The organism is Citrobacter sp. GW821-FHT07H02 (assembly GCF_059418505.1).
Map to the genome: position 1 here is coordinate 41,490 of NZ_JBWKPZ010000018.1, position 21,902 is coordinate 63,391.

At 47.6% G+C, this 21,902-nt stretch carries 13 protein-coding genes and 3 tRNA genes; 4 read left to right on the plus strand and 12 right to left on the minus strand.

Annotated features, from left to right (window positions below; all coding sequences use genetic code 11):
• The first annotated feature begins 107 nt into the window (after positions 1-107).
• The 4 genes from AC07NP_RS16855 to AC07NP_RS16870 all read left to right on the plus strand — a co-directional run bounded on the left by AC07NP_RS16855 (position 108) and on the right by AC07NP_RS16870 (position 8,499).
• Positions 108-1,256, plus strand: coding sequence for a M20 family metallopeptidase (locus tag AC07NP_RS16855; protein ID WP_494661153.1), 1,149 nt, complete (start codon positions 108-110; stop codon positions 1,254-1,256).
• Complete coding sequence (locus tag AC07NP_RS16860; RefSeq protein ID WP_494661154.1) at positions 1,237-2,634, plus strand: YfcC family protein; 1,398 nt, start codon at positions 1,237-1,239, stop codon at positions 2,632-2,634. The genes AC07NP_RS16855 and AC07NP_RS16860 overlap by 20 nt, the downstream gene beginning before the upstream one ends.
• 907 nt (positions 2,635-3,541) lie before the next feature.
• A complete protein-coding gene (locus AC07NP_RS16865) occupies positions 3,542-6,448 on the plus strand; it encodes a C1 family peptidase (protein ID WP_494661155.1) in 2,907 nt (968 codons plus the stop codon).
• Between the two features lie 704 nt (positions 6,449-7,152).
• Positions 7,153-8,499: a phospholipase D-like domain-containing protein gene (locus AC07NP_RS16870; RefSeq protein WP_494661156.1), complete on the plus strand. Its 1,347-nt coding sequence runs from the start codon at positions 7,153-7,155 to the stop codon at positions 8,497-8,499.
• Between the two features lie 232 nt (positions 8,500-8,731).
• On the opposite strand, the gene AC07NP_RS16875 is transcribed toward AC07NP_RS16870, so the two are convergent.
• From AC07NP_RS16875 to uvrY, 12 genes are all read right to left on the minus strand, one after another.
• Positions 8,732-10,603, minus strand: a complete 1,872-nt coding sequence (locus AC07NP_RS16875) for a DUF262 domain-containing protein (protein WP_494661157.1) — start codon at positions 10,601-10,603, stop codon at positions 8,732-8,734.
• A gap of 57 nt (positions 10,604-10,660) precedes the next feature.
• Complete coding sequence (locus tag AC07NP_RS16880; protein ID WP_494661158.1) at positions 10,661-11,170, minus strand: hypothetical protein; 510 nt, start codon at positions 11,168-11,170, stop codon at positions 10,661-10,663.
• Between the two features lie 51 nt (positions 11,171-11,221).
• Complete coding sequence (locus tag AC07NP_RS16885; protein WP_494661159.1) at positions 11,222-11,977, minus strand: M48 family metallopeptidase; 756 nt, start codon at positions 11,975-11,977, stop codon at positions 11,222-11,224.
• Positions 11,974-15,258 (minus strand): type I restriction endonuclease subunit R, encoded by a 3,285-nt coding sequence (locus AC07NP_RS16890; protein ID WP_494661160.1) that lies wholly within the window; start codon positions 15,256-15,258, stop codon positions 11,974-11,976. The genes AC07NP_RS16885 and AC07NP_RS16890 overlap by 4 nt, the downstream gene beginning before the upstream one ends.
• Before the next feature lie 21 nt (positions 15,259-15,279).
• Positions 15,280-16,527 (minus strand): restriction endonuclease subunit S, encoded by a 1,248-nt coding sequence (locus tag AC07NP_RS16895; protein WP_494661161.1) that lies wholly within the window; start codon positions 16,525-16,527, stop codon positions 15,280-15,282.
• Complete coding sequence (locus AC07NP_RS16900) at positions 16,517-18,040, minus strand: type I restriction-modification system subunit M (protein WP_494661162.1); 1,524 nt, start codon at positions 18,038-18,040, stop codon at positions 16,517-16,519. The genes AC07NP_RS16895 and AC07NP_RS16900 overlap by 11 nt, the downstream gene beginning before the upstream one ends.
• Before the next feature lie 263 nt (positions 18,041-18,303).
• A tRNA-Leu gene (locus AC07NP_RS16905) sits at positions 18,304-18,390 on the minus strand.
• A 12-nt stretch (positions 18,391-18,402) separates the two neighbouring features.
• Positions 18,403-18,476: transfer RNA gene (locus AC07NP_RS16910), tRNA-Cys, on the minus strand.
• A gap of 52 nt (positions 18,477-18,528) precedes the next feature.
• Positions 18,529-18,604 (minus strand) — tRNA-Gly (locus AC07NP_RS16915).
• Positions 18,605-18,755: 151 nt separating this feature from the next.
• A complete protein-coding gene (gene pgsA, locus AC07NP_RS16920) occupies positions 18,756-19,304 on the minus strand; it encodes a CDP-diacylglycerol--glycerol-3-phosphate 3-phosphatidyltransferase (RefSeq protein ID WP_192612565.1) in 549 nt (182 codons plus the stop codon).
• Between the two features lie 56 nt (positions 19,305-19,360).
• On the minus strand, positions 19,361-21,193 hold the full coding sequence (uvrC, locus tag AC07NP_RS16925; protein WP_494661163.1) for an excinuclease ABC subunit UvrC: 1,833 nt from the start codon (positions 21,191-21,193) through the stop codon (positions 19,361-19,363).
• Positions 21,190-21,846 (minus strand): UvrY/SirA/GacA family response regulator transcription factor, encoded by a 657-nt coding sequence (gene uvrY, locus AC07NP_RS16930; RefSeq protein WP_203360851.1) that lies wholly within the window; start codon positions 21,844-21,846, stop codon positions 21,190-21,192. The genes uvrC and uvrY overlap by 4 nt, the downstream gene beginning before the upstream one ends.
• Between the last annotated feature and the right edge of the window lie 56 nt (positions 21,847-21,902).

A 21,902-nucleotide genomic window follows, 5' to 3' on the forward strand; every position in this document is an offset into this window, starting at 1 on the left:
GCTTATTCGTTGCTCACAGGGCAACAATAATAATCATCACTCCTCATTTTTTACAATGCCAATTCTGCGCATACTGCCTGTGACAACCAAGACAGACGGAAAAAAACATGAAAAGAATAAAAACGTACCTGCAACAACACGCATCTGACATCCTGAATGATATTAAACGGTTAGTACTGGCAGAATCGCCATCACATGATAAAACGGCGGTTGATGCATGTGGCCGGGTGCTGGAGGACATTTTCCAGCAACGTTTAGGCGTGCAGGCGGAAATCGATGAACAAGTACACTACGGCAACCACCGCAAATTCACTCTCGGTAGCAATGGGCCGCAAACGACGCTGATAGGTCACTTCGATACGGTATGGGACAAGGGTGTTCTGTCTCTTCGGGAGGAAGACGGTAAATTATACGGGCCGGGTATTCTGGATATGAAATCCGGGCTGGTGCAGGCCATCTGGGCAGTGCGCGCGTTGCAACAGCTCAACTTGCTCGGACACCAACGTATCGTTTTCCTGTGTAACAGTGACGAAGAGCTGGGCAGCCCGAGTTCGCGTGAATGGATTGAAACACATGCGCGCGGTTCCGCGCAGGTGTTAGTCGTTGAACCAGCCGTCGCGGGCAGCGGCGCGCTTAAAGTCGCGCGAAAAGGCACGGGCCACTATGAAATAACTATCCACGGGCTGGCGGCACATGCCGGTAATAATCCAGAAGAAGGCGCCAGCGCAATACAAGAGATGGCGCAGCACATTCTCTACCTGAATAGCCTCAATGCGCCTGAGCGTGGCACTACCGTCAACGTAGGGATCGCCAACGGCGGCAGCCGCTTCAATGTGGTGGCCGATCGCGCGTATCTCGGTATAGATACCCGAGTCACTTCGCAGGAAGAAGCTGCGAGTATTCATGAAGCAATTTCTCAATTGCGCCCCTACGATCCGCGTATCACGCTGCAGGTCAGCGGTGGGCAGGGTCGTCCACCGATGCGCCATACGCCCGCATCACTCACGTTATTGACACGGGCGCAGCATGTGGCGGAAGCACTAGGCTTCACCGTGGCTGGCGAAAGCGTTGGCGGTGGCAGCGACGGCAATTTTACTGCCGCGCTCGGTTTACCCACGCTGGATGGCCTTGGTGCGACCGGTTCCGGAATTCATGCTAAGCATGAACATATCAACATCGCCGATGTGCCACTACGCGCGGCATTAGTGGCGGGGATCATTGCTGAAGGGGGAAATCATGACGCAATCCCACGTTGATTCTTACTCACCTCCGGTCTCCTTGCAGGATAAAGGGCAAAGTCCCTATCTGTTGCTGTTTATTATCCTGGTTCTCGCCGCCGTCGCGACCTGGATTATTCCCGCTGGCGTTTATGATTATGAAACGCGCGACGGTATCAAGTTTGCGGTGAAAGGCAGCCTGCATGCCGTTGCACAAAGTGGCGTCTATCCGCTGGAAATCTTCACAGCGATTGCCAAAGGCATGGTAAAACAAGCGTCGATTATTTTTCTGATTCTGTTTACGGGTGGCGTGCTAGCCGTTATCGAAAAAACCGGCGCCATCGCTACCGCGCTTAATTCTTTATCGCACAGCACGAAACTCAGCGACAAATGGCTCGTGTTGATTTTTGCCGCCATCTTTGGTCTTCTCGGTACCACTGGCGTCGTGGTGAATGCCGTGGTCGCGTTTGTGCCTATTGGGTTGTTGATCGCGCGTTCGATGGGATTACCGCCAATACTGGGGGCATCGTTGGTCTATCTGACCTGCGCGGCGGGCTTTAATGTGGCGATCCTCAATCCTGCGACGACAGGGCTCACACAACATCTGGCGCAGTTACCGCTCTTTTCCGGCATGCTGCTGCGTGGCATCACCTGCCTGTTATTTATCATTACCGCTGCCGCCTATTTGATCTGGTCAATTCGCCGTAGCCGACAGCAGGGTTCTGTGCGCCCCACTATGGATACTTCAGGCAATGAAGTGTTGAACGTTACGGGGCGCCATAAATGGATCTTAGCCATCACCGTGCTGGCACTGATTCTGTTTATAGCCGGTACGATACAATTCCATTGGGGCACCAATGAGATGTCGGCTATGTTTATTCTGCTGACGATAATCGTAGGACTCATTGGCCGCCTGTCCGGATCGGAAATTGCAAATACCTTTCTCTCGGGCTGTTCGAAGCTGGTAAAAGGCGCATTTATCGTCGGTATGGCCGCAGCCATCTCGCTGGTGTTGCAGCAAGGCAACGTGCTGGACCCGATTGTCGGGAGCTTATCCAATTTGCTGGAGCCGGTACCGATACATGCGGCGACCCTCGGGATGTTTATCAGCGCAGCGTTGATTCATTTTGGGATATCGTCGGGTTCCGGTGAATCAGCACTGCTGATCCCTATCTTCTCTCCGCTTGGCGATAACCTTGGTCTGACGCGTCAAGTCATGGTCCAGGCAGTCTTGCTCGGTGAAGGTATCGTCAACTGCATGAACCCAACCTCCGGTGTTCTGATGGCCGTATTAGCCACTGCCGGTGTGCCTTATGGCAAATGGTTGCGTTTTGTGGCACCGGTGATCGCCATCTGGTTTGTCATTTGCGTCATCATGCTGCTGATCGGCGTGGCGATTAACTGGGGACCGTTTTAAACCGACAGCTGAGAGTCAGAAGCAGACAGCAAATACCCGGTAGCATCGTCTACCGGGGTATTGTCAGAATCATAGGCTAATCTGAAATGTCTGGATTATCCGTGGCGATTCGCTGTTGAGCGCCCAAATATAAAAGTAATAGTCTTTTTATTTCGACATGCTATTAGCAATGCAAATCACGCATTATGTGTTTACCATCACAGATATACTCACACCTGCATCTGTTTTATATTTTTAAATAATCAACAAGCACCAACATCCAAACTCGCTGCCAGGTTCCTCCATAATAAATATGGTTGATATTAAAATAATAAACCATACACCACACTTACCTTCCAGACGTTTTTTATCTATCAAAATGATTAACAACATTTGACTTTGCTGACAGGTAAAAAACATGACGGATAAATCAGATAACACCGATCAACACAATTTGCGCTTCGGTATCCCCCCTGTTAAATGGCTACTCACTAATATTCAACACCAGGACGCACGATTGGGACTGGTGATTTCGGTCTTTCTCCAATAGACGTTTCAACAACGCTTGAAAACCGTCACTGGAATATTCAGGGGGCCGCGCGCGGAGGTGAACGTACAGCCCAGGCGGTTGGAATCAATCAGGTACGTTATTTTCATAAAGAAGATGCGGAGCTCGCCAAACAATTAGCCACAGAGTACAACGCAACTGCGAAATGGCCAGGCTTCATTAAGCTGAGTGTCGCCTTTGTCGATGGATATACCTCCAGAGTTTCACCGGGTGTTCTTGAAGTCTGGACCAGCGTCAATTGACGTCAGCATTTAACGTCATTTGGCTGAAAGTGATGCGCTGCACTACAGTCGATATCAACATCACGGTTCCACGACGTTGATATCGACGCAAAGTACTCACTTTATTGAGGGGAAAGTCATGGTTAAATTGCTGTTGCAAGACTCATTAGGGCCGGAAGTTGTTCAACTCCGTAAGTGTCTGGCTGCGACATTGGGGTCGGATGCACAAATGTTCGACCTGCAGGCGAAGAATGACCAGTTTGATGAGACGCTAGTAGCAGCAGTACGCCACTGGCAGTCGAATATCGGTATCCTTGCCGATGGTATTGTTGGCCCCTACAGCCAGAGCCTGCTGGGTCTGATAACGCTCCCCTCCCTAGGGCTGCGGGCAGATGATGTGCAAAACTTGTTCCCGGCCACCAAGCCATCCAACGTGTTGCGGTATCTGCCGTATGTGACAGCAGCACTCACCAGTGAAGGACTTACGACGGCCCCGTTAATTCTGGCAGCACTGGGAACCATACGTGCGGAAACCGAAGGCTTCGTCCCCATTTCCGAATACCCCTCTCAGTTCAACACCACGCCAGGGTTACCGGCATTCAGCGCCTACGACGCAGGGACAAAACCAGGTAAGAGTCTTGGCAATACCAAACCGGGGGATGGCGCCAGGTTTCGCGGACGCGGTTTCGTGCAGCTCACCGGGCGCGGGAACTACGAAGAATACGCTCCACGCATCGGCGTGGACATCGCGACCTCCCCTGACCTCGCCAATGCGCCCGAAGTGGCGGCCGTATTGTTGGCCATGTTCCTCGCCGATCGCCAAAAGGAGTTAACGACCGCACTGACAGCCTCGCCACCGGACTACAGGAAGGCTCGCAGGCTGGTGAATGGCGGCTCGCATGGATTGGATCGTTTCAAAAGCGTTTTCACACTTGCCGCTGCCATGCCAGCCGTCATGCTAAACGCTGGCGAAACCAGGAAGGCGATGACAAGTAGCGAGCCTCCGAAAGCGGGCAAGCGCAAGAGCGCCACGGCGGCGATCCCCGTCTCCGCACTCGACTCAGGACCCGTACTCAATGCGTCAAAAGATCCGGTCGATCTACGCGATCGTACCTACACACCACCACCGGTGAGCTTACCGGATCTGTTTCCGAGCGATGCGGACATCGCAACGCGACTGACCGTCTACACGAAGGCAAAGCTGATCCTCGATCAGGGTCAGGAGGGAGCCTGTACGGGCTTTGGTCTGGCCTGTGTCGTGAATTATCTACGCTGGCGCAAAGCCGGTTTCCCAACGGCGCTCGATTCAGTGAGCCCCCGCATGCTTTACAACTTTGCCCGACGATACGACGAATATGCGGGTGAGGATTACGACGGCTCTAGCTGCCGTGGCGCGCTCAAAGGGTGGTTTCACCACGGTGTGTGTCTGGAGCCTGACTGGCCCTATCTGGCGCAGGAGAATGAGCCACCACAGTACGGCTATGCGGAGCGTGCAGCTAATACGACACTGGGTGTCTACTATCGCATAGACATCAAAAACATCACCGACATGCAGGCCGCCATCCATGAGGTCGGTGCGATATACGTTTCCGCATTCACGCACGAAGGCTGGCAGACTGTGCCGCAAGTGAAAAAACCCATCACGGGTCATGCCTCGCTTTCCGTCATCGACTTCAATGGCAAGCCCTCAAAAACCGATGGTCATGCCTTTGCACTGGTGGGTTTCAACCGCGAAGGCTTTATCGTGCAAAACTCCTGGGGAGAAAACTGGGGTTGCGGTGGTTTTGCGGTGTTGAGTTATGCCGACTGGCTGACCAATGCGATGGATGCCTGGGTTGCCGCGCTGGGCGTACCCGGCGTGGTGCCAGGGCAACTCGCCACTGGCAAGCGGTCTTCTGCCACGCTTGCAGGAACGGCCAATAAAACGCTGTGGTGGGATGAAACGACCGCTTACGAGCACAGCATCGTAATAGGCAACAATGGACGTGTGACTCGCTACCTCACACAAGACGAGATGACGCGCACGCTGATGTACCAGGGTTGCGTGTTGCCCGATCGCTGGTTCCGAACCCATAACACGGAAACTAAGCGTCTGGTTATCTATGCACATGGTGGGCTCAACGACGAAGCCGGTTCCATTGAGCGGGCGCGGGCGATGGGACGCTACTTCGTTGGCAACGACTGCTACCCGTTATTCCTCGTGTGGAAAACAGGGATTCTGGAATCTATTGGCGACATTTTCTCTGACCACTTCCGTCGTGAACCGTCGCGAGCGGGAGGCGTTCGCGAGGCGTTGACCGATGCCTCCGACATGCTACTTGAGCAGACCATAGGCAGGCCGGTCGCCAAACCCGTCTGGAGCGAAATGAAAGAGAACGCAGAATTTAGCTGCTTCTCAGGCCGCGCAGGCGACCTGCTGGTGACAGCACTGCAAACGCTTGCTGCGACCTGGGGCAACACCCTGGAACTCCACATCATCGGTCACTCGGCGGGCAGCATCATCCTCGGCCATTTCGTCGATCTGTTGTCGGCACGTGGTCTGGGCGAGCAACTTAAGTCTGTGCATCTCTATGCGCCAGCATGCACAGTGCAATTTGCCAACCGCCACTATGCACCGCATGCTTCGCTGATGAAACGTATGTATTTGCACCTTCTCTCCGATCGCAATGAGCGCGATGACAATGTGGCGGCAATTTATCGCAAGTCGCTACTCTACTTCGTTTCAAATGCCCTGGAAGGCGACCAGCGCACACCGCTGCTGGGAATGGGCAATATACGCGACAAAAACTACAAAGGCTGGGACGGTTCGTCGAGCACGGGCGAAGCACTGCGCAACTGGCACCGTGCAGTCTTTGAGGCTGGACTGGAAAGGAGCGGACGCACAAATGTCATTGAGGCTGACAAGGTGCCCACCGGTCCGAAAGTAATGATTGATGCTTCGCACGGCAGTTTCGACAACAATATCGAAGTGCTCAACCTGACACTGCAACGAATCGTTGAAAAGAGCAGCCTGAACATGCCCGTAGACGACCTGAGAGGCTTTTAACTGGCGCTCGCACCGAAACTTATTACATTAAGTTAATCATCCATATACAGGAATAATGGTGCCAGGGAAGGCTGCTGTGAAAAGGTGAATTTCAGGCACAAAAAAACCACCCGTAGGTGGTTTCACGACACTGCTTATTGCTTTGATTATACTTGTCTTTCCCATGGTGCCCGGAGCGAGACTTGAACTCGCACAGCGCGTACGCCGAGGGATTTTAAATCCTACGCTGGATCAATGAGTTACATAGCAGTGCATTGCGAAACTTTGCTAAAATTGATTACTAATTTTGCTGTAATCGGCAGAAAATAGATAATCATGGATAGCGTTGAGCACAGAAAAAGCTAAGGTGATTAAATGCCCGCCGATTTTATTGGCATAGTTGAAAATGAAGGTGAAACGATTCTCGTTATTCAATCTGATAATCAGTTGCTTGAACTGGTTGACAACTGTTGTATGGGGCTGGGCTCCGACAATGACTCCGGTAGTACCCGTTTTCTTCGAAATGAGTGCTCAAACCGATGTATATAATGAAATATATTTAAAATTGTGTATGATTAAAAGATAACCTTGGGATATCGGGACACTCTTAATATTTTCCTTGTGGCAATATCGAACAGCGAATCAAAGAAACTGGAATATCTGTTCAAATCCCTGGATTGTATTATTCACTTTGACTAGCGAAACTTTTAATAGAGAAATTCTTTATGATAGATGAACATGGAAAACTTAATTTTACATTCAATATATTAAAGAAATTCAGACCTAGCTATATATTTGAAGATGAAGATGTTAGTTTTACCAATACTAAGTGTCCTCATTGCAATAGTGTTATTATTTTTTCAGAGGCACACTTACAGCCTGTAGAACTAGATAATGGGTCATCTGTTCCTTTCAGCGACGAAGAAGGTGTAATGATTGGAAAATGTAATAATTGTACTGAAACATTCGGGATAAATGTTATCAACCCTGACTTTTCAGGATGTAAGAGTGGTGCTAGTAAGGTTGACTATTACTTTAATAAAGATGGTAAAGATATTAACGATACACACAAAGCACATTTATATGTAAACATTTTATTCATTGAGGATAAAGTAGAGCGTGATGCAGATTTAGAACACTATTCACTCCCTTACATCTGCGATGATTACCCTCTCTATATTTGCTCGAATTGCGGTAAAAACATTGAGAAAGAGTCATTTAAAAAATTAAAGGATGAATTTCCTCGACTCCTTGGCGAACATTCTCGCTATGTTGAGTGGACGCTAAAAAATTCATATGGTAAAGGCCCAGAATATGTGATAGTGAAGCTAAAATTCAATTGTTCCTGCGGGCAAGAATGTGAAAGTTTTTTCTTTAAAAAATACATTGAGACTATAAACATTAAGATCAGCGATTTCTCAATCTGCAATGTAATTGGCTCACGTTTGATAGAGAAAAGAATCATTCCTGGTGTTTATTCGAAAACAAACATCATATCTTGGCTATATAAATTAATCCCGCGATGGACAATTTTATTTGACAAAATTTACATTATCACTCCCTTTATTGGGCATCAGCATTTGAGGCCAGCCGAACTTACCGAAATATGGATTGAATTAATAAACAGACTCGATCATAAAAAATCAAAAATCTGGACTAAAAATGGTGAGTTAACTAAATTTAAGAATGCTTATTCGGAGGTGAATAATATTGCATACGATAAACTTAATGAGTTTGAACTTGGATCCAGTTTATTATCCGAACTTCACCAAAATAAAGATTTCCATGCAAAAATTTATTGCGGCATTAGTCAAGGAAGATGTGAGGTTTTTAGTGGATCAGCTAATTTGGTTAGAGGGCCATCAGTAGAAGTTATGCATTTTGATATATTTAATAATTTTAGTTCTGTTTATGAAGCATTTTTAGAACCAATAGGAATCAAAGAAGAGTTCAGTTTAATTAGAGACACTTACTCTTTGTTGTTTGATTCAAGCAAAGATTTTAAAGCTGATATGGATGGATTTGAAATACGCTCAGAGCACTACAGTAAAGTAATTTTACCTGATAGATAATATCACTAACTTGGCAATCTCGTGATTTTAGCATACTTATGTTTTTCTTTGGAGGTTAGGGGCATACTAGCTCCATATGATGGACCAGGGCGACAATGGTATCCATGACGCCATTAAGTCCAAGAATTACGAGGTTAAATTTTATCAATACCCCGAAAGGTTCTGGAGTGATTCAATGGCTCCTGGTGATTGGTCTGGTTCAGGAGCCGTATTACGAGAGATGAAGTTATTATTATACAATAAACTCGTTTCCAGGTTCAGTGCTCAGATTATTTGCTATATAAGAATCTATTCTCTGATCATTAAATCGCCAGCAGTCAATGGCAAGATCCATCAGCAGGCGTTGCCTTGCGGTGATATTTTCTGCGGACCAGAATTTATATTCATAACCATATTTCTGCTTAAAGCGATTTAATGCGGTGTTCTCACCAATTGAGTACTGAGAGTGGAGTAATCGAGTCATGATGATTTCAGAGTTTAAATATTCTGTTTGTTTTTTCAAAAACCAGTCTTCACTCAAATCATTGCAGTTATTGACGGACTGGTTAATTGTACCCTCTAATAATGTTACATTACCAAGCTTGTAGAGATAACTTGTTCGATTTGCATCGGAGAACTCCCCATCTTCAGGGACGTTCCGTACCGTCTGAGGAAGAATATGCTCAATTTGCATCTGCTGAATAGCCTGCTGGCTCTTTTCCGGAAAACCGCAAAGATGGCGGATATGATTCTCTAATCTACCCAATACATAACGTTGGCGATACTGAGGGGTAAAATTATAGTCATTAATAATTGAGAATCGTTCTTTAAATTCATCTAAACGCTCCACAACAAAAGGTATAAGTGTTGTTGAAACAACATTTGCAATCTCTGCTTTCGTTTTCACATCCCGAAGCTTTACAGCCCATTGAGTAAAGCGTTGCTCATATGTCTTCGATTGAATAGCCATTGTGTTTGTAAAGAATAAAAAGCTCTCAAGTTGAGCACCTAAGAAATCCATTACATCATCAGAACAACTAATGTCCAATGCCATTAGTAAAACCAAATGCTGACGTGAGCGATATTTATTAATATATCCAATGTTACTTACATTTGGAAAACGGGCATTTTCACGCCAGTAGGCTGCTTCATTTGTTGCATTGACCAAGTTAGCGTATCGTTCTGATAATTTTTCCAATTCTTTTACGAGAGCCATAGGGTGTGTCTTATACTGTAACGACAACTCCCCCTCAGCTGAAATGATCCATTTATAAATATCATCTTCACGCAAAATCCCGTGATGATATCGTGCCATCAGAAAGTAACGCAAAAAACGAAGCGGGTTATCACTTTCGCCGCAAGATTCAAGGTTATTAGTGATTGATTTCCATGTTGTCTTTATTGCCGAAAACTGTTCTTCCTTTATCTGACTGAAAATCAAATTTTTAACAAGATCCATGGCATTAAGGCTGGCACCACGCTGATTGATCGTTTCGAAGATCTTTAATGCGCTACTTAAGTTCTCTGATTCAATGACAACCAGCTCAACTTTTGTTAAAAAAAAGCGAGCGAAGGAGATTAACTCATTCAAGCTATCTTGCAATTGGTATTTAAGATAATCACGAATGTGATCATACGCGTCAGCCATTTTTTTTACTGAAGCTGTTTCCGCAAAGGTATTGGTCTGCCCTTCAATTAACCGCGAAATAAACCCGCGACTTTCTTCATATTGAAGATCTAGTCTAATTAGATTTTCCTCACTATTAATATCATAACTAGAGAGCCATTCCTCAATAGTTTTCAGATATTCCAGCCCTTTTTTGTCAAGTGTATCCAATCGATCTTTTAATAGATCCCGTAAGGCACACATAGTGATGACAATAGTGGTCAATCGCTGCTGTCCGTCAATAACATCATGCTTTTCCCCATTCTTTACGATAATAACCGAACCGAGAAAATAACCATTTAGATCTTTCTGCTCCGGTTGGTATTCATTGTCTAAATCCATGATAAACTGCTCAACCTGATCATCAACCTTCCATACATACTCACGTTGATAATCGGGAACTAAAAAGTAATAATCGCTTAATTTTGATATATTTTTTACATCAGCTTCTATTTTCATTTTATATCCTTACATAGCTGGATGAACACCACAGATCATACTGATCCCAGCTCCAATTCACAAACGAACAGGAGAGTAGACCCCTTCTACATTACAGCTATCTCCGTCATCAAAAATCAACTCTCCTGCACTATAACCATTCATGGACAAAATAGCCTTTTCATTGAGAGCCAAACTAAGGCACATTGATGTTTTTATCATATTATCTGTACCATAAACCTCATACCAGTTATCTTCTTTTTTAGAAACCTCTACCTCATACTTTCCTGAGTCAATATTAACCATGCTAAATACATTATCTACATCACATGAATCCTTGCTATCTGTAAAAATTATTTTTTTATCATAGCCATCAACCCTGAGATATGCGTCTTCAGAATAAGCATAAACATAACAATATTTAGTATTAACAAAAGCATCCTTCCCAGTAATTTGATATAAATTACTATCCTTTCTTGTGACATTTATTTCCCACGTATTGGCATGAACATAACCTGGAGCCAAAAACAGGGTTAATAATAACAGTCCAATCTTGGCTTTAAAGTTTCTAACAATTTTGAAAAACATAAAACCCCTTCTTATATAGTTCTGTAATATTTTAATCTAGCTGGGCTCTTACTACATATCAGTCAACAACATCCCAGCCATCCCATCCAGTCGTTTCTTGACCTTTTCCCAACCCGGCATAACCTGCCCCATCAGACGGTAAAACTCCTCGCTGTGGTTATGCTCAGCAACATGGCATAACTCATGCAACAAGACATAGTCGATACATTCTGAGGATGCCTTAACCAGCCATGGATTCAGGGTCAGACAGCCTTTTGCAGAACAGTTACCCCATTGCGTTTGCATCGCCCGCAGACGTATCGGCGGACGTTCACTAACCCAAAGGGTCTGCGGTATCAATAAATCAAGCCTGCGTTGAAAGACATCTCTGGCGCGTTCCCGATACCATTCGGCCAGCAACGCTTTAACTTTTTCTGCCGATTTGTGCCTGACCGTCACTTCCAGACGCCCACGCAACATTTTCACCCGTTGCGGCACAGTAGCGTCTTCTGTCACTTTCAACTGATATTGCTTGCCAAGATAGTAATGGCTTTCTCCGCTGACATACTGACGCGGGACAATGTGTGTCTGTTGCTCCCTGAAATCACGCAGTTGCTGATAGATCCAGCGCCCTCGTTTTTTCAGCGCAGACAGCACTTCGTGCTCCGGTGTTTCTGGCGGTACAGAGGCCACAACCCGGCAGTCGGGATGCACCTTGATGAGCACCCTGCCCTTTACGACCTGACGCGGAACACACTGTACGACGATGACCTCATCACCATAAACAATGCGTAACGCTTTCATTGCTGGCGATTCTTTTTCACTCATGATTTCATCAAACCAACGCGCAGGATCTGGATGATGGTTTCCACAATACGGTTTACCTGATTCATTCCGGCACCAATTTCCCGGCAGGCCGTAAACAGCAGTGGTAACAGACTTGTCTTAACGGCCTTCTCAATGTCCTGAGGGTTCAGGGAGTTTTCTGCCACCGCTTTGACGATAATGCTGTCCACTTCAAAGGCCAGCTTCGTCCACTTATCCTGCACTTGAACGTCGTTTACCGCAAAAACCTCCGGTAGCTCTTTTTTAAAAACACCGTAATACGCCTGAGCATGCTTGTTCACTGCCAGTGCATCCGGGATATCGCTGAGCTTACGGGCTTCAACCTGTTCTTCAAATTCACGGAACAAAAGGTACTGTTTTAGTGGATGGTCGAACAGTTTTTCTGCTTCTTCGATAGCCATACGCAGGAGTTTTGAAAAGGCCTCCTGAGCATACGGGTCATCACGCAGCTCCTGCTCAATCATCTTCGTCACGCGGGTTTTAATGATGTCGGTTTCATTGCGGGTTTTATTGTTGTCCCACTCTTCGGGCTTTTCGCTCTTGCCCATTTTACCGACTTCATACACGCCATCCGGTTCACGAACCTCAACGCCGGTGACATGCTTATCCAGCAGTTTTTTAACCTGTTCAGCGTAGTCGTCATAATTGACCTGCTCTCCGCTGACCTGCATCGCCCACTGGCGCAGGCTGGACATCTGTTTTACGGTTTCTTTATAGAGATTTCGGTCTTGTTCCGTAAAGCTCTTGTCGGTGAAGAAGGTGGCGGACTGCAGTGCCACTTTCAGGCATCCGGCGAAGGCCGTTAACGCTTCGAAGAAATCATCACGGGTTTTCTGATGGATATCGACCATCTCTCCGTCACGTTCTTCCATTTTAGGCACCAGTACCGCACGCAACTGCTCAGTATCATTTTTGTTTTTAACACCGGCAAATATGGCCCACAGCTGGTTATACAGATGCGGAAGTCGCTTGTATTCAGAACTCATGGCACTATACAACCCATCAATATCCTTGATGTCGTATCCTCCCTGAGTTCGGGAGGCGAGATCCTGATATTTACCGATAGTCGTGTCCAGTTCAGCCAGAATGCCGCGATAATCAATCAGCAGGCCAAACTTTTTCAGTGGATGCAGTCGGTTTACCCGGGCAATCGCCTGGATAAGGTTATGGGATTTAAGCGGCTTGTCGATATACAGCACGGTATTCTTCGGTTCATCAAACCCGGTGAGCAGTTTATCGACGACAATCAGCAATTTGAGCTTATCATCGGTATCGAAACGACTGATGATATTGCGGGTATACACGGACTCATCCTGCGTGCCGACGTTATCTTTCCACCATTTCGTCACTTCCGGCAGTTTACTTTCATCCACCTCGGTGTTCCCTTCCCGGGTATCCGGAGGACTGATAACTACAGCTGATTCAAATAATCCCGCCTCATCCAGATACTTTTTATATTTGATGGCGGAAATCTTGCTGTCACAGGCAAGTTGTCCCTTCAGCCCCTCATTAATGTATTTCGAGAAGTGCGTGGCGATATCGAGTGCGATCAGTCGGATGCGGTCATCTGCGCTATAGACCTCGCCCTTACGGGCATATTTACGTTTAAGATCGGCTTTTTGCGCCTCGCTCAACCCATCAGTAATGCGGTCAAACCAGGCATCAATCGCCCGATCATTCACTTCCAGATCCGGGATACGTTCTTCATAGAGCAGTGGTGTAACCGCTTCGTCTTCTACTGCCCGTTGCATGGTATAGGCATGGACAATAGGTCCGAATTTATTGGTGGTCTTATCTTCTTTCAGCAATGGTGTACCGGTAAATGCCACAAAGGCGGCGTTCGACAGGGCAAGTTTCATTCGTACGTGGTTTTCACCGCCCTGACTGCGGTGTCCTTCATCAATCAGAACGATGATATCGGGGCTGGTATTGACGCATTCAGGAAGTTTTGTCGCTGAATTAAATTTCTGGATCAGGGTGAAAATGATGCGTTCTTTACCGGAGCCAATCTGTTTCGCCAGCATCTGCCCGGATGTCGCCATTGCATTGGCTTTGTCTTTTTTCCCGGCCAACTCGCCGCCGGATGCAAAGGTACTGCTGAGCTGTTCTTCAAGATCGATACGGTCCGTCACCACCACAATACGACATTGCTTCAGGTTGTCATGGAGAATCAGCGCTTTGCTAAGGAACACCATGGTGTACGATTTGCCGGAGCCGGTGGTATGCCAGATAACACCACCTTCCCTGCCCCCATCGGGTCTTCGGGTACTGATGCGCTCCAGCAGTCTTTTAATGCCGAACACCTGCTGATAGCGGGCGACAATTTTCCCGGTCTTTTTATCAAACAGAGTAAAGAAGCGGGTCATCTCCAGCAGGCGTTCCGGAGAGAGCAGGCTGATAAGCAGCTTATCCTGTCCACTGACAGCCAGTTCCCCCCCAGCGATTAACTGCTGATACCAGCTAAGGTCGGCAGGCGGTCGATGATTAAACAACGCATGAATTTGTTCAGTCGATAACTGATGATTGCGCAGAGCGTACATCTGCGCATCGGTAATATCTTCTTCGCGCCATGCCGCCCAGAATTTCATTGGCGTATGGCAGGTACCGTAGCGCCCGTCATGCCCGTTAATCGACAGTAATACCTGGCTGTAGGCAAACAGCTGCGGGATTTCATCGTTGAGCTGATTACGGATACTCTGAGATATTCCTTCGTCAATGGTTGGCCCTTTCTTACCGTGACCGGCCGGGCTTTTCGCTTCAATGACTGCCAGCGGGATACCATTCACAAAACAAACAATATCCGGTCTGCGGGTTTCAACACCGCCTGACCGCAATACTGTAAATTCTTCAGTAAAGTGGAACTGGTTATTTTCCGGATGTTCCCAGTCAATCAGCGCTATGGTGGGGTTCACCTTTTTGCCATCGACAAACTCCGTGACGGCGATACCGTAGAGCAGATGGTTATACATCCGCTCGTTAGCTTTCAGCAGCCCTTCATTCAGTGCCGGAGAACAAACCTGCGATATCAGGGTATCCAGCGCCTTTTCCGATAATGAGCAAGTTTTACCGCCCGCGATAAAGGAACGCTTCGACAACACCTCACGAAGAACCGGACGCAGCACTACCTCATCCTGTTTATAGCCCCGGTAAGCCATAATCTGTTTCGGGGGTAAAAACGTCCAGCCGAGGCTGGTCAGTAACGTCAGCGCCGGGATTTTGGCGCTGTATTCTTCCTGGAATTTTGGCGTGTACGGCTGGTTCATGATCGTTCCTTGTTCTTCGCGTTATGCACTAACGGATTCTTTTTCTTCCACTTTTACTGGCACGGAGACACGACGTTTGCCAGTCAGTAACTGCTGCATCAGGGCTTTTTTCTCATCTTTCAGGCAGGCGAGTTTTTTCTCCAGCGTAGAGATTTCGGCGTCGGCAGCGGACAGGACTAGGGCGATTTTTTGTTGTTCTTTAATAAATGGGCAAGAAAAGCTGATAGCTTCAAAATCTTTCTTGGAAAGTTCTAAAAATGTTGAACCAGATGATTTTTTGATCATCTCTTTGATGTTCATTTGCAGCAAGTAATAAATAAATTCGACATTAAACTCTTCATTCGGAATGATGTTTTTAAATCCTTGATTGGTGCAAATTTCCGATGTCGAAATAGCTAAAGCCCCAATGGTTGCTCTTGTACATACCATTAGGCTTCCTTTTGGCAAAAGAACAGCAGAGCAATTTTGTAATCCGGCAGAGGTAATTCTTCTACTGGTATTGTTAACGAACCTACCCGTTAACGCAGTAACATCTGTTGGGGTAAGCCATTGAATATCTCCATCCCAATAGGCATCCATGTTTGTATCAGGTGTTCCACCAGATACAACTTTGCCCATTTGTATTAATTTAGTGATTTTCCACTCCCCACTAAACCTCACCCCATTCTCATCCAGCAAGCGTTTCTTCCCAGTAAGTAATTGCTGCATCAGGGCTTTTTTCTGCTGCTGACTGTTGGCGAGAAGCTTTTCCGTCACCGAAATCGTCGTATCCCAGGTTAACAGGATTTGGGCGATTTTCTTTTGTTCAGTAAATGGGGGGACATTAATTGGATATAATTTTATTGATTCTGTATCTAAACGTCCCGTTCCATGACCTGCAGTACTCACAAGTTGCTTTATTTTATGCTTCTCTGAAACCAGTAAAAAAGAAAGAAAAAGCCCATCAATGTTTTTATTGGGTACCAACGCTTTTAGGTCTTGGTTAAATGCAACCTCTCTAATAGCGAAACCTACAGGAAAATCTTTGAGCAAAGTCATTCCTCGCACAAGAATAAGTGATGCTCCTGCAGGTGCACGTTTAGCGATTTGGAAGCCTTCATCTGTCAGAGTATCAATACTCGTTTCAATAAAGTGTGTTTTTAAGTCTTTACCTGATATCCACGGCTTATCCCCCCCCCAGAAATTTGCATTCTGTTTGCTTGGAGTTCCCCCAGAGGAAAATTTTGCGATATCGCCAATCTGTGTGGCGACCCACCCCTTAGGCACCATAACCCAGCTCCTTCAAATACCCTGCCATCTCCGTTTCCAACTTCGCTAGTTCCGCTTTCAATTCCTCCCGCTCAGCGCGAACGGCCAGCAAATCGATTTCTTCCTCTTCTTCAAAGGTATCGACATAGCGCGGAATATTAAGGTTGTAATCGTTGTCCTGAATCTCTTTCAGGCTGGCAAGGTAGGCATATTTCTCGACGTTATCGCCTTCTTGATAGGTTTTAACGATCTTCTGGATATTTTCTGCGCTGAGCTGGTTCTGGTTTTTACCCGTCTTAAATTCACGACTGGCATCGATAAACAGCACCTTGTCATCCACTTTCTGTTTTTTGAAAATCAGAATCGCTGCTGGAATACCCGTACCGTAGAACAGTTTTTCAGGCAGGCCAATCACCGCATCCAGCAGGTTTTCATCAATCAGCTTCTGGCGAATTTTGCCTTCGCTTGAGCCACGGAACAGCACACCGTGTGGCACCACTACGCCCATACGACCCGTCCCCGGTTTCAGGGTTTCGATCATATGCGAGATAAAGGCGTAATCTCCTTTAGTCTTCGGCGGTACACCGCGACGGAAACGACCAAACTTATCGTTCTCGGCCTCGTCATGGCCCCACTTATCCAGGCTGAACGGCGGGTTAGCGGTCACGATATCAAACAGCATCAGGTCGCCATTTTTATCGAGCAGCTTCGGGTTACGAATAGTATCGCCCCACTCGATTTTGTGGTTGTCTTCGCCGTGCAGGAACATGTTCATTTTGGCCAGCGACCAGGTAGAGCCAATGGCTTCCTGACCAAACAACGCATAGTTGCGGCTGTCATGCCCGGAGACAATTTTACGTCCGCACTTCATTAGCAACGAACCGGAACCACAGGCCGGATCGCAGATGGTATCACCCGGTTGCGGATCGAGCAGTTCAGCGATCAGGTCTGAAACTTCTGGTGGGGTATAGAATTCCCCGGCTTTCTGCCCACCGCTGGCAGCAAAGTTTTTGATCAGATATTCGTAGGCATTACCGATAACGTCCAGCGTACCTACACGGCTCGGCTTCAGGTTGAGATCTTCACCAGCAAAGTCTTCCAGCAACTGACGCAGGATGGTGTTCTTCTGTTTTTCTTCGCCCAGACGGTCAGTGTTAAACGAGATATCCTGGAAGACACTTTTCCCGGCATCTTTCAGTTTGGTGCCGTTGGCTTCTTCAATGGAATGCAATGCCTGATCGATACGTTCACCGTTGCCCGGCTCATGACGGCGCTCATACAGCGCATAGAAACTGGCGCTTTTCGGCAGCACAAAACGTTCATTCGCCATCATCGCTTCAATCAGCTCGGGCGTATCGCCATATTGTTCCTTATATTCGTCATAGTGATCCTGCCAGACATCCGAAATGTACTTAAGGAACAGCATGGTAAGGATAAAGTCTTTATAGGTATCAGCACTAATGGTGCCACGGAAGGTGTCACACGCGGCCCACAGGGCTTTGTTGATCGTGTCCTGACTGATTTTGTCGTTCATGAATCATCCTGGTATAAAGAAAACCAATCTGGTCTTTTAGAGAATACGGGGAAAATAGAGTTGCAATGATACCCGAAAATAGGCTTTCGGACACGTCATGGCGTTGCGCATTAACTCAATAGAAGCATCATGACGGGTGACTTTTAATCGGAAATGAAAGGGGAAAGATTTTTAAGGTTGGTATTAAATCGCAGGCACAAAAAAACCACCCGTAGGTGGTTTCACGACACTGCTTATTGCTTTGATTATACTTGTCTTTCCCATGGTGCCCGGAGCGAGACTTGAACTCGCACAGCGCGTACGCCGAGGGATTTTAAATCCCTTGTGTCTACCGATTCCACCATCCGGGCTCGGGAAGAAAGTGGAGGCGCGTTCCGGAGTCGAACCGGACTAGACGGATTTGCAATCCGCTACATAACCGCTTTGCTAACGCGCCAAATTCTTCAGGCTTTTCAGCCAGACACCCGCAATTGCCGATGTCTTTAAACTGGAGCGGGAAACGAGACTCGAACTCGCGACCCCGACCTTGGCAAGGTCGTGCTCTACCAACTGAGCTATTCCCGCATCACCAAGTAACTTTGTTAATCACTTGATTTTGTTATCGTCTGGCAATCTGTGCTGCCGTTCGATGCGTTGCATTCTACTTACCTGACGCACTGAGTCAACGATATTTTTCGTCACTCACGATCGTTTGCTGAAATTTGCGGCGAAACGATCACTGATCAAGCAAATCCCCGCGTGCAGCGCTCAAATACTGCAGCATCGACCACAGCGTCAGTATGGCTGCGACAAAGAATAACGCGATCCCGGCATACTCCACCCAAATGTTTGGACGCCATAATAACCATGCCAGTGCCGCCATTTGTGATGTTGTTTTGACTTTCCCGATCCAGGAGACGGCCACGCTGCTGCGTTTACCGAGTTCCGCCATCCATTCGCGCAATGCGGAAATAATGATTTCACGGGCGATCATCGTTGCGGCGGGTAATGTCACCCACCAGCTATGGTAGTGTTCTGTCACCAGGACCATTGCGATAGCGACCAGCACTTTATCTGCCACCGGGTCAAGAAACGCGCCAAAGCGGGTACTTTGATTCCAGCGACGCGCCAGATAACCATCAAACCAGTCAGTTACGGCTGCAATACAGAAGATGAGCGCACACACAAACGGTGCCCAACTGAATGGCAGATAAAACGCCAGTACAAAGAAGGGAATCAGTATGACGCGAAACAGCGTGAGCAATGTAGGAATATTAAATTGCATAGTGACGGGTAACTATCTGTTGTCAGAGAATTTACCCCTATGTTGCTACAGAGACCTCAATGTTTCAACGAGTAGAAGATCTTTTCTGCCAGACCTTGCGAAATACCCGGCACTTTTGCAATTTCCTCTACGCTGGCGTTACGTAATCCTTGCAAACCACCCATATATTTCAACAGCATTTGCCGACGTTTAGGGCCAACGCCTTCAATGGTTTCCAGCGTGCTGGTGTTTTTGACTTTCGCCCGTTTTTTACGGTGCCCGCCGATCGCATGGTCGTGAGACTCATCGCGGATATGCTGGATAACGTGTAACACCGGAGAATCCGGGGGCAAACTGAACCCCTCACCTTCCGGTTCGAAGAACAGTGTTTCCAGACCCGCCTTACGATCGGCGCCCTTCGCCACCCCGAGTAGCAATGGATGCTGTTTGTCCCAGGGAACATCCAGTTCAGCAAAGACCGCTTTAGCCTGCCCAAGCTGCCCTTTTCCGCCATCTATCAGAATAACGTCCGGGATCTTACTTTCTTCAATCGCTTTGCCATAACGTCGACGCAGCACCTGATTCATCGCAGCATAATCATCGCCAGGCGTAATGCCGGTGATGTTGTAACGACGATATTCAGCACGCAGTGGTCCGTTGGCGTCAAAGACCACGCAGGAGGCGACCGTCTGTTCACCCATAGTGTGACTAATATCGAAACATTCCATGCGTTTTACCGCCGGCAGTTTCAACACCGTCGCCAGCGCCGTCAAACGTTGGGTAATGGTGGACTGTTGAGAAAGCTTCGTCGTCAGCGCTGTCGCAGCATTGGTTCGCGCCAGCTTGAGATACCTTGCGCGATCGCCGCGTGGTTTCGTCTGCACATTGACCCGACGTCCGGCCAGTTCCGACAGCGAGTCCGCCAACAACGTTTTGTCACTCAGATTAAAATCCAGCAGGATTTCACCCGGCAGCGTTCGCATCTGACTGCCTTGCAAATAGAACTGCCCGACAAATGTCTCCACGACTTCGCCCATTTCGGTCCCACCGGGCACCTTAGGGAAATAGCTGCGGCTGCCCAGCACTTTGCCCTGGCGTATAAAAAGCACGTGCAGACAGGCCATTCCTGCGTCGAAAGCTACCCCGATAACATCAAGATCGTCGCCTGTGTTCGACACAAACTGTTTTTCGGTGACACGACGCACAGCCTGTATTTGATCGCGAATGCGCGCGGCTTCTTCAAATTCCAGATTGCGGCTGGCGTTTTCCATCCGCGCGATCAACTGCGTCAAAACCTGATCGTCTTTCCCGGATAAAAACAGGCGTACATACTCGACCTGCTGGGCATATTCTTCCTCGCTGACCAGGCCCGCCACGCAGGGACCAAGGCAACGTCCAATCTGATATTGCAGACAGGGGCGCGAGCGGTTGCGGTAAACGCTGTTTTCACACTGACGAATCGGAAAGATTTTTTGCAGTAGCGCCAGCGTTTCGCGCACGGCATAGCCGTTTGGGAACGGGCCGAAATACTCGCCTTTGGCATGTTTGGCGCCACGGTGCATCGCCAGACGCGGATGCGTATCGCCACTCAGAAAAATAAAAGGATAGGATTTGTCGTCACGCAACAGCACGTTATAACGGGGCTGATACAGCTTGATGTAGTTATGCTCAAGCAGTAACGCCTCGGTTTCCGTATGGGTGACCGTCACATCAATTTGCTGAATGTGCGCGACCAACGCTTCGGTCTTCCGCGAAGCAAGGTTGCTGCGGAAATAACTGGAAAGCCGTTTTTTCAGGTCCTTCGCTTTACCGACATAAATAACCGTACCACCAGCATCATACATACGATAAACGCCGGGCTGGCTGGTAACGGTTTTTAAAAACGCTTTCGCGTCAAACTGAAGGCTCACTGACTTGTTAACGTCTCCGCATTACACAGGCCATGACGAATTGCCAGGTGAGTCAGCTCTACATCACCATGAATGTTTAGTTTACTGAACATTCGATAGCGATAACTGTTCACCGTTTTAGGACTGAGATTCAGCTGTTCTGAGATCTCATTCACCTTCTGGCCTTTGGTGATCATCAGCATAATCTGCAACTCGCGTTCAGACAAACTGGCAAACGGGGTTTCCGTTTTTTCTGGCTCGATCTGGCTAAGGGCCATCTGCTGTGCAATGTCGGAAGCAATATAACGTTGCCCGGAGAACACGGAACGAATCGCACTCACCACTTCCTGCGGAGCCGCACCTTTGCTCAGATACCCTGCTGCACCCGCCTGCATGACTTTGGCGGGCAACGGATTTTCCGTATGGACCGTCAACATGATCACTTTAATGTCAGCCGTTGAACGCGCAATTTTACGCGTCGCTTCAAGACCGCCAATTCCGGGCATGTTCATGTCCATCAACACGACGTCAGCGGTATTTGTGCGACACCATTTAACAGCATCCTCACCGCAACATGCTTCGCCGACGACTTTTATGCCCTTTATATCTTCCAGAATGCGTCGTATCCCTGCGCGCACCAGTTCGTGGTCATCAACAAGAAGAACGTTGATCAAAGGAATATCTCCAGAATAGGGATAACGCTACTGATAGTTACTCGGCCATATATTAG

Coding starts and splice junctions, on each gene's coding strand:
- AC07NP_RS16870 (WP_494661156.1), top strand. CDS start 7,153: ATGATAGATGAACATGGAAAACTTAATTTTACATTCAATATATTAAAG.
- AC07NP_RS16860 (WP_494661154.1), top strand. CDS start 1,237: ATGACGCAATCCCACGTTGATTCTTACTCACCTCCGGTCTCCTTGCAG.
- AC07NP_RS16865 (WP_494661155.1), top strand. CDS start 3,542: ATGGTTAAATTGCTGTTGCAAGACTCATTAGGGCCGGAAGTTGTTCAA.
- AC07NP_RS16885 (WP_494661159.1), bottom strand. CDS start 11,977: ATGAGTGAAAAAGAATCGCCAGCAATGAAAGCGTTACGCATTGTTTAT.
- AC07NP_RS16875 (WP_494661157.1), bottom strand. CDS start 10,603: ATGAAAATAGAAGCTGATGTAAAAAATATATCAAAATTAAGCGATTAT.
- AC07NP_RS16880 (WP_494661158.1), bottom strand. CDS start 11,170: ATGTTTTTCAAAATTGTTAGAAACTTTAAAGCCAAGATTGGACTGTTA.
- AC07NP_RS16890 (WP_494661160.1), bottom strand. CDS start 15,258: ATGAACCAGCCGTACACGCCAAAATTCCAGGAAGAATACAGCGCCAAA.
- AC07NP_RS16895 (WP_494661161.1), bottom strand. CDS start 16,527: ATGGTGCCTAAGGGGTGGGTCGCCACACAGATTGGCGATATCGCAAAA.
- pgsA (WP_192612565.1), bottom strand. CDS start 19,304: ATGCAATTTAATATTCCTACATTGCTCACGCTGTTTCGCGTCATACTG.
- AC07NP_RS16900 (WP_494661162.1), bottom strand. CDS start 18,040: ATGAACGACAAAATCAGTCAGGACACGATCAACAAAGCCCTGTGGGCC.
- AC07NP_RS16855 (WP_494661153.1), top strand. CDS start 108: ATGAAAAGAATAAAAACGTACCTGCAACAACACGCATCTGACATCCTG.